This is a genomic window from Butyribacter sp. (genome assembly GCF_056818865.1).
The window spans coordinates 1-14,678 of the sequence record NZ_DBLYGC010000023.1; the positions used below are offsets into that span (position 1 = coordinate 1).

13 protein-coding genes, 1 tRNA gene and 1 other annotated feature are annotated in these 14,678 nt (G+C 38.5%); all 14 genes read left to right on the forward strand.

The features are described from left to right. Positions 1-7 precede the first annotated feature (7 nt). The 14 genes from ACZLXV_RS10755 to brxC all read left to right on the forward strand — a co-directional run bounded on the left by ACZLXV_RS10755 (position 8) and on the right by brxC (position 14,675). Positions 8-79 (forward strand) — tRNA-Glu (locus tag ACZLXV_RS10755). 71 nt (positions 80-150) lie between these two features. After that, positions 151-367 (forward strand) — a binding site (T-box leader). A gap of 119 nt (positions 368-486) precedes the next feature. Further along, a complete protein-coding gene (locus ACZLXV_RS10760; protein WP_482383421.1) occupies positions 487-2,226 on the forward strand; it encodes a proline--tRNA ligase in 1,740 nt (579 codons plus the stop codon). 175 nt (positions 2,227-2,401) lie between these two features. Continuing rightward, on the forward strand, positions 2,402-3,031 hold the full coding sequence (locus tag ACZLXV_RS10765; protein WP_482383422.1) for a Maf family protein: 630 nt from the start codon (positions 2,402-2,404) through the stop codon (positions 3,029-3,031). Between the two features lie 118 nt (positions 3,032-3,149). After that, entirely contained in the window at positions 3,150-4,646 is a 1,497-nt protein-coding gene (gene glpK / locus ACZLXV_RS10770; protein ID WP_367336235.1) for a glycerol kinase GlpK, read from the forward strand. A 20-nt stretch (positions 4,647-4,666) separates the two neighbouring features. Further along, positions 4,667-5,113 (forward strand): D-aminoacyl-tRNA deacylase, encoded by a 447-nt coding sequence (gene dtd, locus ACZLXV_RS10775; protein WP_482383423.1) that lies wholly within the window; start codon positions 4,667-4,669, stop codon positions 5,111-5,113. A 33-nt stretch (positions 5,114-5,146) separates the two neighbouring features. After that, positions 5,147-5,590, forward strand: a complete 444-nt coding sequence (locus ACZLXV_RS10780; RefSeq protein ID WP_482383424.1) for a type I restriction-modification system subunit M N-terminal domain-containing protein — start codon at positions 5,147-5,149, stop codon at positions 5,588-5,590. 136 nt (positions 5,591-5,726) lie between these two features. After that, positions 5,727-6,044, forward strand: a complete 318-nt coding sequence (locus ACZLXV_RS10785; RefSeq protein WP_022224141.1) for a (2Fe-2S)-binding protein — start codon at positions 5,727-5,729, stop codon at positions 6,042-6,044. Between the two features lie 87 nt (positions 6,045-6,131). Continuing rightward, on the forward strand, positions 6,132-7,712 hold the full coding sequence (locus ACZLXV_RS10790; protein WP_482383425.1) for an FAD-dependent oxidoreductase: 1,581 nt from the start codon (positions 6,132-6,134) through the stop codon (positions 7,710-7,712). 13 nt (positions 7,713-7,725) lie between these two features. Continuing rightward, positions 7,726-8,058: a (2Fe-2S)-binding protein gene (locus ACZLXV_RS10795; RefSeq protein ID WP_022224143.1), complete on the forward strand. Its 333-nt coding sequence runs from the start codon at positions 7,726-7,728 to the stop codon at positions 8,056-8,058. Beyond that, positions 8,051-9,211, forward strand: a complete 1,161-nt coding sequence (locus ACZLXV_RS10800; protein ID WP_482383426.1) for an NAD(P)/FAD-dependent oxidoreductase — start codon at positions 8,051-8,053, stop codon at positions 9,209-9,211. The genes ACZLXV_RS10795 and ACZLXV_RS10800 overlap by 8 nt, the downstream gene beginning before the upstream one ends. Before the next feature lie 393 nt (positions 9,212-9,604). Continuing rightward, complete coding sequence (locus ACZLXV_RS10805; protein WP_022224145.1) at positions 9,605-9,820, forward strand: helix-turn-helix domain-containing protein; 216 nt, start codon at positions 9,605-9,607, stop codon at positions 9,818-9,820. A 2-nt stretch (positions 9,821-9,822) separates the two neighbouring features. After that, positions 9,823-10,416 (forward strand): DUF1819 family protein, encoded by a 594-nt coding sequence (locus ACZLXV_RS10810; RefSeq protein ID WP_482383427.1) that lies wholly within the window; start codon positions 9,823-9,825, stop codon positions 10,414-10,416. Continuing rightward, positions 10,416-11,003, forward strand: coding sequence for a DUF1788 domain-containing protein (locus tag ACZLXV_RS10815; protein WP_482383428.1), 588 nt, complete (start codon positions 10,416-10,418; stop codon positions 11,001-11,003). Before ACZLXV_RS10810 ends, ACZLXV_RS10815 begins: the two co-directional genes overlap by 1 nt. A gap of 60 nt (positions 11,004-11,063) precedes the next feature. Continuing rightward, entirely contained in the window at positions 11,064-14,675 is a 3,612-nt protein-coding gene (brxC, locus tag ACZLXV_RS10820) for a BREX system P-loop protein BrxC (RefSeq protein WP_482383429.1), read from the forward strand. Positions 14,676-14,678: the final 3 nt, after the last annotated feature.

Sequence of the window (14,678 nt, forward strand, 5' to 3'; positions counted from 1 at the left end):
AATATATGGTCTGTTGGTCAAGCGGCTAAGACGTCGCCCTCTCACGGCGAAAACAGGGGTTCGATTCCCCTACAGACTGCTCTGATGAAAATCAGCCCAACCCGAAAAAACTTGTGAGTCGTTTATGGCTTACAGGTTTTTTGTATATAATAAAAAGCTTTGAACAGAATAGTAAATATTTGGAGTCTTTAGAGAGGGACTGGCTGCTGAAAAGTCCTGACATAAAAATATTGAACCAGCCTGGGAGCTGCAGGAATAAAAAACCTGCCGGAAAGCCACCGTTATTATGGCATAGAGTGTGTATTATTAAATGTTTGTTTAATATATAAATTTAGGTGGTACCGCGGAAGTATATTTCGTCCTGAACATTATTGTTTAGGACTTTTTTATGTTATAGGAAATAAATGCTATGCATTCCGCTCAAGCGCGAAAGAGTCGCAAGCGACTCTTTGTACTATGTTATAGAAAAATATGGAGGAAAACAAAATGAAAGTATCAAAGTTAGTTGGATTAAGATTTAAAGAAAAACCTGCTGATTGCGTAATTGACAGTCATGCACTTATGGTTCGAGGCGGATATATGAAATATGTAGGAAACGGAATTTATTCTGAATTTCCTACACTCAGAAGAGTAACTGCAAAAATTGAGAAGATTATTCGTGAAGAAATGAATGCTATAGACGGTCAGGAAGTATTATTTCCTGTTGTTATGCCGGCTGAACTTTGGGAAGAGTCAGGAAGATACGATAGTGTCGGAAATGAGCTTGTAAGACTTAAGGACAGAAGCGGTTCTAAACTTGTTCTTGGTATGACGCATGAAGAGGCATCAGTTCAGCTTGTTCGTGAGTATGGCCAGTCATACAATAATTATCCGTTTATGATATATCAGATTCAGCGTAAATTCAGAGACGAGGCGAGACCTAGAGCGGGAATGATTCGTGTGCGTGAGTTTACAATGAAAGATGCTTATTCATTCCATACTTCTCAGGAGGATCTTGAGAAATATTATGATGTATGTTATAAGGCATACAATAGAATTTTCCAGAAAGCAGGAGTTCCGGAAGTTGTTACTGTAGCATCAGACTCAGGTATGATGGGAGGAAGCGTATCACATGAATATATGCTTCTTACACCTGTAGGAGAAGATTCTATCGTTACATGTACAGAGTGTGATTACAGAGCAAATATGGAAGCTGCCGAAAACATAATGCCTGATGAAAAGATAGGTACTGTTTCTGAATTGGAATGTATAGAAACACCGGATTGCAAAACTATTGAGGATGTATGTGACTTCCTTCACAGCTCGGTAGAGACATCATGCAAGGCTGTTGTATATCAGAGAAATGCTGATGATTCATTTGTTGTAGCATTTGTGCGTGGTGACTATGAGGTAAATGAGACAAAGCTTCGCAATATTGTTGGAGAACCTATACATGTTGCACAGATTATGGAAGATGACCCACTTGTTGCAGGTTATATCGGACCATACAATATTTCAAAGGAAGTTACGGTTTATATCGATTCTTCTCTTAAAGGTGTTGAGGGAATGGTCGCCGGAGCAAATAAAGAGGGATACCACTATAAGGGACTTAATCTTGAGAGAGACCTTGGCGAAGTTAATTATGTTGATATTGCAAAAGTTAAAGAGGGTGGAATATGTCCATGCTGTAAGAAAAATTCAATCAGCATTAAGCGTGGTATCGAGGTTGGAAATATATTCCAGCTCGGAACAAAATATACAAAAGCTATGAATATGACATATACTGATGAGAACGGAGAGACAAAGAATCCTATTATGGGATGTTACGGAATTGGTGTAGGAAGACTTGCAGCGTCAGTATGTGAGGCAAAGCATGATGAGTATGGTCCTATCTGGCCTATTTCAATAGCACCTTGGGAAGTTGAAGTATGCTGTCTGCGTGTGGATGATGAACAGACAAAAGAAGTTGCAGATAAATTATACAAGGATTTGCAGTCAGCCTCAGTAGAAACTTTGTATGATGACAGAGATGTACGTCCGGGAGCAATGTTCTCAGATGCCGATTTGCTTGGAGCACCTATAAGGGTGGTTGTAAGTCCAAGAAACCTCAAGGAATCATGTGTTGAGATTACAACAAGAGATAAGTCTGTAAAGGAAATGGTTCCTGTTGAAGAGGCATTTGAATATATCAAGGGACTTAAAGAAAAAATGTTTGCAGAAATCAATGCAAAAGTTGAAGAGTATTAGTTTTCCTATCATTGGATAATGATAATCAACAGAAAATTTAAATGCAATTAAAAAGAGCGATGTTTCCGTGTGTACAAAATCATAGAAACATCGTTTTTTTGATAATATGATGCAAGGTTCAAAAGATATTTTGATTTTTGCACAGTAGCATGTTTTAAAAGAAAAGGGGAGAATTATGTATAAGCTGATACTTGCGTCACAATCACCAAGAAGAAAAGAGTTATTAAAAATGATTGAATCGGAATTTGAAATTAAAGTTTCAAACTGTGAGGAAATAATAACAAGCAGTGAACCAAAGCAGGTTACGATGGAACTTGCAGAGCAAAAAGCCATGGCGGCTGCAACTGAGTTGAATAGACAAAAGAAGAATGATAAACAAATTGAAACAACGGTAAAAGATGAAGATAGTTTTATTGTAATTGGGGCAGATACAGTTGTTGCATCAGGTACAGAGATTTTTGGCAAACCCAAGGATAAAGATGATGCGAGAAGGATGATAAATAAAATATCTGGTGCAAGTCATCAGGTATATACAGGGGTGGCACTTGTACTTGTAAAAGGCGGAAAGGTGGAGCGTATTGATGTATTTTCTGAGAAAACAGATGTTGAAGTTGCACATATGAGCAGTCAGGAAATTGAAGAGTACATAAGCAGTACGGAACCGTATGATAAAGCAGGAGGTTATGGGATACAGGGGACTTTCGGAAAGTATGTAACGGGAATTAAAGGTGATTACAATAATGTGGTAGGATTACCGGTTTGCAGACTATATAATGAGTTAAAAAAGTGCACTAAAAATATATAAATATTTTTATAATAGATTTCGCGATAGCGAAATCTATTCGAGTTATTGCACAAGAAAAAAATAAATAATATAATGGATAATAATAAACTATAAATAATATATTATTGGGAGATTTTGCATGAAAAAATATATTTTAGCATTAGACCAGGGAACTACAAGTTCACGTTGTATTTTGTTTGACAAGCAGGGAAATATATGCAGTATGGCGCAAAAAGAGTTTGAGCAGATTTATCCTCATGCAGGATGGGTAGAACATGACCCTATGGAAATTTGGGCGTCGCAGTTATCGGTTGCAACAGAAGCTATAAGTAAAATTGGGGCAACAGGAGAAAATATAGAAGGTATTGGCATTACAAATCAAAGAGAAACAACAATTGTATGGAATCGTCATACAGGGGAGCCAGTTTACAATGCGATTGTCTGGCAATGCCGAAGGACAGCAGAACGTATTAAAGATATGGTAAAAAACGGATGGTCAGATTATATACAAAAAACTACAGGTCTTGTTCCTGATGCATATTTTTCCGCATCTAAAATTGCATGGATATTAGACAATGTCGAAGGAGCAAGGAAAAAGGCTGAAGCGGGAGATTTGTTATTTGGAACGATTGACACTTGGCTGATTTGGAATTTGACGAAAGGTTCGGTTCATGTGACGGATTATACAAATGCGTCCAGAACAATGATGTTTGATATTCATAATTTATGCTGGGATGAAAAGATACTTGCATATTTTGGTATTCCAAAGTCAATGCTTCCAAAGGTGTGTCCGTCAAGCAGCGTGTATGGATACACTGATTCGGGAATACTTGGCTGCAAAATTCCTATTGCAGGGGCAGCAGGAGACCAGCAGGCAGCGTTGTTTGGTCAATGCTGTTTCTCAGAAGGAGAAGTTAAAAATACATATGGGACAGGTTGCTTTCTGCTGATGAATACGGGAGAACAGGCTGTAAATTCTAAAAATGGTCTGCTTACAACGATTGCGGCAAGCTTTGAAAATAATGTACAATATGCGTTGGAGGGAAGTATTTTTGTGGCAGGAGCCGGAGTACAGTGGATGCGTGACGAGATGGACTTGTTTAGAGATGCATCCGAGACGGAAAAATATGCAGATTCCGTGGAAGATACGAATGGAGTTTATGTGGTTCCTGCATTTACCGGACTAGGTGCACCGTATTGGAATCCGTATGCGAGAGGAACGATTGTGGGTTTGACAAGAGGCTGCAAAAAAGAACATTTTGTGCGTGCGGTATTAGAAGCAATGGCTTATCAGACATATGATATTTTAAAAATAATGGAAAAAGAGTCCAGTGTGGATATTGTGAGCCTTAAAGTCGATGGAGGAGCATCAAAAAATAATTTTCTGATGCAGTTTCAGGCGGATGTGCTGGATGTAAATGTGCTTCGCCCTGAATGTGTGGAGACTACGGCATTAGGAGCAGCTTATCTGGCAGGTCTTGCAGTCGGCTATTGGAAAGACCTTGAGGATATACGCAATAACTGGGCACTTTCAAGGTCGTTTGAAGCTGATATGCCACAGGAACTGCGAAAGCAGAAGTTAGACGGCTGGGAAAGAGCGATACGTTGTGCACTTGCCTGGGCAGAAGATAAATAAATTAACAGGAGGAACTTAAGATGCGTTTTGTGATTCAAAGAGTGATGAATTCAAAAGTGACGATTGATGGTAAAATAAGAGGTCAGATAGGAAATGGCTTTATGGTTCTCATAGGTGTCGGAGAAGGTGACACTGTGGAGACAGCGGATAAAATGATTCATAAAATGATAAATCTGCGTATTTTTGAAGATGAAAACGGTAAGACAAACCTTGGATTAAAAGATGTTAGCGGAAGTCTGCTGATTATCTCGCAGTTTACATTGTATGCTGACTGTAAGAGAGGAAACAGACCGTCATTTGTTAAAGCAGGTGATCCCGACATGGCTAAGTCTTTGTATGAATATATAATATCAAAATGTAAAAATGAGATTGAGGTTGTAGAGCAGGGAGAATTTGGTGCAGATATGAAAGTTGAGCTTGTAAATGATGGACCATTTACAGTGTTGTTGGATAGTGATAAATTGTAGAATATAAAACAAATAACAGGTTATAGGAGGAAGATGATGTTACCGGCAGCAGTTAAAAATAAAATTGAACAGATTTGGCTTGATGTTATTGCGGGAGGGGTATCTCAGCCAACAGAAGTAATTGAGCAGCTGACATATCTTATGTTTGCAAAGCAGCTTGATGAAAGAGAGGCAGATATAGAAACGGCAGAATTACTTTCCGGTCAGAAGCAAGAGCATATATTTGGAGAGTCGAAAGAAGAACAGGCGCTTCGTTGGAGAAATTTTAAGGGGATGGAGGCAAGAGAACTTCATAGACATTTTATTGAACAGGTGGTTGATTATGTGGTAGAAAATGGCTATATAGATAATGCTATTGATTTAATGAAAGCTCCGTTTGACAGACCATATAAATTTAGTGCGATTTTTTCGAGAGAAGAACAAATGAAATTTGTTCAGATAATCAAATGTATTAAGGAGAATGCATTAGCTGCTTAAAAAAGTTATATCGTTTTTTACAATACAACTAAATAATTTAATGATAAAGTCTAATCAACAAATGATTAAGACAAAGGCGTCTGTTAGAGATAACAGGCGTCTTTTGTTTTCGGGAAATTAAGGAGGTCTGATATATATGGAAAGAATAGAAAATCATCCGATTTTAGGTGAGACACCTAAGCGTAAAAAAGTAACTTTCAGTTATGACGGAAAGCTTTTAGAAGGATATGAAGGAGAGCCGATTGCTACCGCGTTGAAGGCAGCAGGTGTTATGGCTCACAGATACACGGCGAGAAATCATGAGCCGAGAGGAATCTTTTGTGCAATAGGAAGATGTACAGATTGTGTAATGATAGTTGACGGTAAGCCTAATATCAGAACATGCATTACACCTCTTGAGGCAGGAATGGTCGTGCAGACACAGTATGGTGTTTCTGCAAAACCGGAAGAATAAAAGAATTATAAAACAAGAAGTATTGACAACTGATATTTTAGAGCTTGTAACTTTGTAACAATAAATTGTTCAGAAAAGAGGTACATTATGAAAATAGAACGATATGACATGATAGTAATTGGCGCAGGTCCGGCGGGTTTATCGGCAGCAATCGAGGCGGCAAAGAAAGGTTTAAAGCCTATTGTATTTGATGAGAATGCAAAGCCGGGCGGACAGCTTTTTAAACAGATACATAAATTTTTTGGTTCAAAAGAGCACAAAGCCAAGGTAAGAGGTTTTAAGATTGGGGAAGAACTTCTCAGTGAGGCAGAGGAATATGGTGTTGAAGTAATTTTAAATGCAACTGTTGTTGGTCTTTATCCTGAGAAGGAAGTTACGGTAAAGGTTGGTGACAGTGTTAAGCATTATAAAGGTGATGCTGTTTTAGTTGCAACCGGAGCTAGTGAGAACATGGTTAATTTTGAGGGATGGACAAAGCCCGGTGTTATCGGTGCAGGTGCGGCACAGACAATGATGAATCTTCATCACATTAAACCCGGAAACAGAATATTGATGCTTGGTTCGGGAAATGTAGGACTTGTCGTAAGCTACCAGCTTTTACAGGCAGGATGTGAGGTTGTGGCACTTGCAGATGCAGCTCCAAGAGTTGGAGGATATGGTGTTCATGCTGCAAAGATTGCAAGATGTGGTGTTCCGTTTTATCTGTCACATACTATTGTGAGAGTTGAAGGCGGAGATGCGGTTACGGGAGTTGTTATCGGACAGGTAGGACCTGATTGGAAGATAATACCGGGAACCGAAAAACATTTTGATGTAGATACAGTATGTCTTGCTGTTGGATTGTCTCCGATGTCACAGCTTTTAAAGCAGGCAGAAGTAAAAATGAATGACACAAAAGGCGGTCATGTCCCTGAAATCGATAAATACGGTGCAACAAGTGTTCCAGGAATATATGCCGCAGGTGATGTTTCAGGTATTGAGGAAGCAAGTTCGGCAATGATAGAAGGAAGAATGTCGGGAGCATCAATTGCATGTTATCTTGGATATATGACAGAGGAAGAGAGAGATGCAAGAATAGAGGAACTTGAAAATCAGCTTGAAACATTGAGACAGGGTATGTTTGCACCAAAGAACAGAGGTAAGCTTGTCGAAAAGACAGACGAGGGAATAGATGTCTCAATGAATCTTTTAAATAAGGGTTTTGTAGCTGATGATGAGATAGAGAGATTTCCGGGTGTTACACACCAGAAAGGAATACATCCTGTTATAGAATGTACACAGAATATTCCTTGTAATCCGTGTCAGGATGCCTGTAAGATGGGATGTATCCGCATCGGTAAGAATATAACTTCACTTCCTGCAATTGATGAGGAGAAAAAATGTATCGGATGCGGTATGTGTGTTGCATCATGTTCAGGTCAGTCAATTTTCCTTGTAGAAGAGGATGTAGAACCGGGATTTGGCGAAGTGACAATGCCATATGAGTTTTTACCGGTTCCAAAAGTCGGAGATAAAGGTATTGCACTTGGAAGAAACGGAAAAGAGGTATGTAAGGCAGAGGTTACTAAAGTTAGGACAGCTCCTGCATTTGACCATACAAATCTTCTTACAATAAAAGTTCCGAATGACATGGTTATGAAAGCAAGATTTTATAAAAAAGAAGCATAAGGAGGGTTTAGTTATGACAGACATTCAGGCAAAATTAAAAGAAATAGGACCATTTGTTGAAGGTGCTGACGACAGCCTTCTGGTATGCCGTTGCGAGGAAGTTACTAAAGGACAGATAAGAAAAGCTGTTCATGAGGGAATATTTACATTGGAAGAAATGAGAAGATATTTAAGGTCAGGAATGGGTCTTTGCCAGGGACAGACATGTGGAAAAATGGTTAAATCAATTATTGCATCTGAACTTAAAGTATCTCCGTCTGAGGTTGTACCTGCAAGTTCAAGAGCTCCAATGAGACCAATAGAAATGTGTATATTAGCAGAGGATGGAGGTGCAAGCCATGAATAAAACAGCAGATGTAGTAATTATCGGTGGTGGAATAAACGGATGCGCTGCAGCTTATTATCTTGCAAAAAAAGGTGTTAAGAATGTGGTCGTATTAGAAGCAACAAACAGTATAGGGCATGGAGGTTCGTCAAGAAACGGGGGCGGTGTACGCCAGTCGGGACGTGATGTTAGAGAACTTCCGTATGCGATGTATGGAATTAAAAATATGTGGCCTACATTATCGGAGGAACTTGGTGTAGATACGGAGTATACTCAAAAAGGAAATTTAAGAATGGGTAAGACAGAGGAACATCTGAAAAAACTTCAGACGCTTGCCGACAATGCAAAATCAGTAGGTCTTGATGTAAGAATGATTGATAAAAAAGAAGTTAAGGAGATTTGCCCTTATCTTTCAGATGATGTAATCGGGGCAAGCTGGTGTCCGACAGACGGTCATGCAAACCCTCTCACAACAACACTCGGATACTATAAAAGAGCACTTGAAATGGGTGTGAAATTTTATACAGATGCACCTGTAAACGCACTGCAGAAAGTTAAGGGTAAGGTAAGAAAAGTAATATTAAATGACGGTACCGTATTTGAAGGCGAGACAGTAATACTTGTGGCAGGCTATGAAAGCAGGGAGATAGCAAGGACAATAGGCATCGACGTACCTATGACAAGACTTATAGATGAATGTCTTGTAACTGAAATGCAGCCTCATATGATAGATGTAATGTTTGGTTGTGCGACAGCAGATTTCTATGGACATCAGACACATCACGGTTCTTTTGTATTTGGATCAGATTCAGGATGGGAAGCAGTAGATGAGATGGTAGACCCTTCAACAAATACGGCAGACCCTTCAAAGCTTATCACTAACTCCATGACATTATCGGCAAGCTGCAGGGCAATCCAGAGTTACATACCTGCACTTAAAGATGCAAAGATTGTGAGAAGCTGGTGCGGATGGCTTGATAATGCATTTGACGGAGTACCTTTCCTGAGCCCGGTAGAAGAAGCACCAGGACTTATACTTGCATGTGGATTTACAGGACATGGATTTGGAACGGCACCTGCTGTAGGACTTATGCTTGCGCAGATGGTAGTCGGAGAGGAAACAGTAGTAGATATAAGTGCACTTGATTATAGCAGATTTAAACCGGTGAGATGATTTTGACAGGATAATGTAATTATTGTAGAAAGTAACTTACAAGTTGTGAACTTGTGGGTTACTTTTTATTTTTAAAATTGTTTAACACCATTAAGAAGGTCTCAAACAATAAGTAGTTGTGGTGACTTCCGTTTTGCTGTTTTTATCTTGTAAGGCTTATTATATTCATAAAATTAGTAATAAATTACAAGTAAACGGTATTGAAAATGTTATGAATTGCTTGTGATAAGATAAATAAAAAGTTTGAGAACTCGAATGATTCTTTTAAGTTTTCATTGATTTGTACTCTGAATTATGGTATTATATTTATCATGTTGTAATTATGATTTATGCAGTTAGGTTTGAATAAAATCTAATTGATGATTTGATATTTAATATTGCGAGGTAGAGTAGATGTCGATTTCATATAACGGATTATGGAAAATGCTGATTGACAAAAATCTGAAGAAGGTTGATCTGATAGAAAGATTAGAGATTAGCAGCAGTACAATAGCTAAAATGACAAAGAACGAGGTGGTTTCTTTGCGGGTACTTGAAAAGATTTGTCGGGAGCTGGACTGTGATTTCGGAGATATTATTCGCTATGTGAAAGATGAGGAGGGTGAATGATCATGGAATACAGTGCAGGATTAACATCTAAATTGTTTTGGCTGCAGGAGGCAAGAAAGACGGCATCATATATTGCAGATGGTCTTAGCAAGTCTGAGATTAGAGCGATTGCATGGGATGAGAATATATATCAGGTAAGAGCCGAGTATCGTGCTTATGAGGTGTTGAATGGTACATATCGTAGGGTTTCTCTTCTTCCAATGGATTTACTAAAAGCATTTTTGTCCTGCGATATTGAGACGGCGAAGGTTTTAAATCTGATTTCGATATTGATGGACAGCCGTTTGTTTTTTGAATTTATGCATGAAGTGTATGATGAAAAGCTTAGAATTGGTGAGTCAGAGATTACAGACCGTGATTTGAATGTATTTTTTGCGGATAAGGCAATGCAGAGTGAAGTGGTTGCCGGATGGACAGATGCAGCAGTAAAAAAACTTAAACAGTGTTTTTGTCGCATGATGTATGAGGCAGGCTTGCTTGAAAGCAGTGCCAAGCCTAGGACTATGAGGCGGATACACATTGATTATAGAATGGAAGAATTATTGAAAAGGAATGGATTAGAAGCATATCTGAATGCAGTGAAGGGGGTGCGTTGATGGGAAAGTTATCATTGGATGAAAGGTTGAATCAGATAGAGAAGAAAATATCGGATCAGAGCTTTCGCAGCAATAAAGGATTGGGAAATGAGGTCGGATATTATATATTTGATTATGATCCGAGAGAAGAACTTCATGTGAGAAATCATATACAGTATCTAAAGAACAGAATAAATGAGAGCAGCTTGGGCTTTCAGATTATAGAACTCGATCTGTTTCACTTGATGATAGAAGTGTTAGAGGAGGAAGGTTATCTGGAAGCATTCTTTGATTTGGAAAGAGAGAATGGATTCTTTGAGATGGCAGACAGCCTTGTAGAAACATTGGGACTAGATGAGACAAATGAGCTGAATTTAATCATATCCAGAATATTGCAGGAAGATTTAACAGACAGTGTGGTATTTCTTACGGGAGTTGGCAAATGCCATCCAATTATTGCCAGTCACAATATCCTTAATAACCTGCATCAGGTACTGGATAGTGTTCCAGTGGTAATGTTTTATCCGGGCGAATATAGTGGACAGGATCTGAAGCTATTTGGAACGATGGATTCACATAATTATTATAGAGCATTACCTTTGGTGTAGAGGTGGCAGCAGTATTTTCTGAAAGGAAACAGTTTTTCGTAAAAAATAGGAGAATTAACAATGCAGATTAAAAATATGTTTGAAAAGCAGATTGACCGTGACATAAAAGGCGTTATTAAAGTAGGTCAGTCGGACGAAGAAAATATTTATCAGGAATTGGATGAGTATGTTGTTACGAAAGAGTTGTTAAAGCATTTTCGTGTTTTTTTTGAAAATTATGAAAAGGGTATAGACGGATATACAGATAAGATGGGGGTATGGATTTCTGGATTCTTTGGAAGTGGTAAATCACATTTTTTAAAGATTTTGTCCTATCTGTTAAAAAACAGCACAGTAGAAGGCAAAAGAGCCATTGAGTATTTTACCGGATGTGAGTCTGATGCAGGCATCAGACCCAAAATCGAAGATCCTATGCTTATCGCAGAGATGACAAAAGCCGGAGAAACAGATTCAGATGTTGTGCTTTTTAATATTGATTCAAAGGGTTCTGCAAAAATTGGTTCCGGGAAAGAGGCTATTGTTGAAGTATTTATGAAGGTGTTCAATGAGATGCAGGGATATTGTGGTTCTGTTCCTTATCTTGCAGATTTTGAACGCCAGTTGGATGGTGAAGGCAGATTTGAGGAGTTCAAAGAAAAGTTTGAACAGATTGCCGGAGCACCATGGGAGAAGAAGAGACAGGCATTTGCCGTGATTCAGGACAAAGTTGTAAAGACGCTTGTTGAAATGGATTTTATGAGTGAGGAAGCAGCACGAAACTGGTGCAAAAATGCAAAGGGCAATTATGACCTTAGTATTGAAAAGTTTGTGTCTTTGGTGCAGGAATATTGTGCAAAGAAAGGACCGAATCATCATGTGATTTTTTTAGTAGATGAGATTGGTCAGTATATTGCGGATGATACACAACTGATGCTTAATCTTCAGACAATTGTAGAAGACCTGGGAACTGCCTGCCGTGGAAAAGCATGGGTTATCGTAACAAGTCAGGAGGACATTGACTCTATCACCAAGACAAAAGGAAATGATTTTTCTAAGATTCAGGGACGATTTGATACAAGACTTTCATTATCGGCATCAAATGTGGATGAGGTTATTCGTAAGCGTGTACTTGCAAAGAATGATACAGCAGCACAGGCTCTCAGACTCATCTATGAGCAGAAAGAGTCAATTATAAAGAATCTTATTACATTTACAGTGGATACGGCAGATAAAAAGCTGTATGCAGATAAAGCTGATTTTGCAGATTGCTATCCTTTTATTCCGTATCAGTTCAGTCTTTTAGGACAGGTGCTTACTGCTGTCAGAACACATGGTGCAAGTGGAAAACATCTGTCTGACCAGTCACGCTCTATGCTTGCATTGTTTCAGGAGTCGGCAATTAGAGTAATGGATAAAGAGGATGGAGTATTAGTCCCATTCAGCTATTTCTATAATCCATTACATAAGTTTATTGATCACCAGCATAGCCAGGTAATCTCAGATGCAGAGGATAACAGTAAACTGGATGAGTTTGATGTAGAGCTGTTGAAAGTTCTTTTTATGATTAAGTATGTCAAGGAAATCAAGGCAAATGCAGATAATCTCACTACACTTATGATTTCAAATATTGATGATGACAGAATTGAAGTTCGTTCTAAGATTGAGGAGTCATTAAAGAAACTGATTAAAGAGACGCTTGTACAAAAGAATGGTGAGATATACATTTTCCTGACAAATGAAGAGCAGGAAATCAACAATGCCATCAATAATGAGTCTGTAGAGATGGGAGAAATCATAGGAGAAGCTTCAACAGTTATATTTGAGGAAATCTATACAGAAAAAAAATATAGATATAGTAATAGATATATGTTTGCATTTAATCAGAAGGTGGATGATCGATTTTTCAAAAGTAATCAGTCTAACGATATCGGAGTGACAATTATAACACCTTATGGTGGGGATTATGCAGATTCTGCACTTCGTCTACTCTCGGCACAGGAAAGCAGTATAATTGTGAAATTGCCAAATGACGGTACATTTCTTGATGAAATTACAGAATCAATAAAAATATATAAATTTCTTAATAAAAATGCTTCCGGTGCCAGAGGCAGCTTTGACAGCATCCGTAGGGCAAAAGAGGATGAGCGTATTGAAAAAAAGGATAGAATCAGAATCTTTATTGAGGATGCATTAAAGAATGCGGACATTTATGTAAATGGCGATAAGGCAGTCATTTCGGCTAAGGAGCCTGCGGCAAGGATTAACGAGGCACTTGGTAAGCTTGTAGCTATGAAATACAATAAGCTCACTTATATGGAGACAGCACCTGAACTGTCAGATATTAGTGCTATCTTTAAGCGTAGCGATGGTCAGATGAGTTTTCTTGGCACGAGTGATACAACACCGAATAAACTTGCATTAGAGGAGGTAGTGCAGGTAATTGGATTAAATAATGCCAGACATATGAAGACTTCTCTCAAATCATTACAGGATAAATTTGGTGCAGCACCTTATGGATTTGATACAAAAGATGTGCAGTGGCTTGTTGCAATGCTGTTCAAACTGGGAAGGGTTTCTCTTACACTTAACAGCCGGAATCTTTCATTGCTTTCAACAAATCCGGATGAATTAGTCAGATACATTACAAAGCGTGAATATGTAGAAAAACTTTTAATTGATATTAGAGAGAGAGCGACTGACGGACAGATTCGTTCTGTCAAAGAAGTTATGAAGGATTACTTCGGATTCACGGTAACAAGCGATGATGATGATAAAATCATGAGCAGTTTTAAGGATAGAGCAGAAGATAAAGTGGAAGTATATGATGACATTCTTGTAGAGTACCGAATTAATCCAAAATATCCTTGCAAGAGACTGATGGAAGATGCAAGAAACAGACTTGCAAAAATCCTTAATATAAATGAGGCAGCAGAGTTTTTTAAGACTGTAGATAAAAAGAGGGATGACTTGCTTGACGACGCAGAAGATACGGCACCTGTATTTGATTTCTTTAATGGCGAACAGAGAAAGATTTTTGAAGAAGCAGTAAAGAACCTTGCTTATTTTGAAAACAGTAAGACTTATGTAAGTGACCGTGAGCTGTTAAAAGTAGTTGAAGAGATAGAGGATGTTGTAAAGACCGGTAAGCCATTTGGTAAGATTCAGAGATTGCCGGAGTTGAACATGAAGTTTGAAGACCTTCACATGGGATTGCTTGAAAAAGAAGCTGCAATAATGGAACCGTTAGTACACGATGACTTTCTTAAAGTAAAAGAAGTATTGGATAGTAAACCTTTTGCAGAAGTGCTCCGTTCCCATATCAATCAAAGATTTGATGAAATACGGGAGAAACTTACAACATCCGGTGATATAGCTGCGATTAAAAATATCAGGCTGGAAAGCGATGCACTTAAAATAAAGTGCCTGGATGAGATAGATGAATATGAGAGAGTGCATCAACCGGTATCAGAACCGCCTGTTACACCGGTAGTTTCCGGTAAAGAGCCGGTTAATGATGTTCAGACACCAACTAAAGTAAAGACGAAAAGACGCAAAAATATTTCCATCAGCAATGTGGCTGGGGCAAGAACATATTCGATTGAGACAGAGCAGGATATTGATAAATTCCTTGCTCAGATGAAGCAGAAACTGATGCAGGAGCTGGAAGAAGACACAATAATTACATTGAGCTGATGA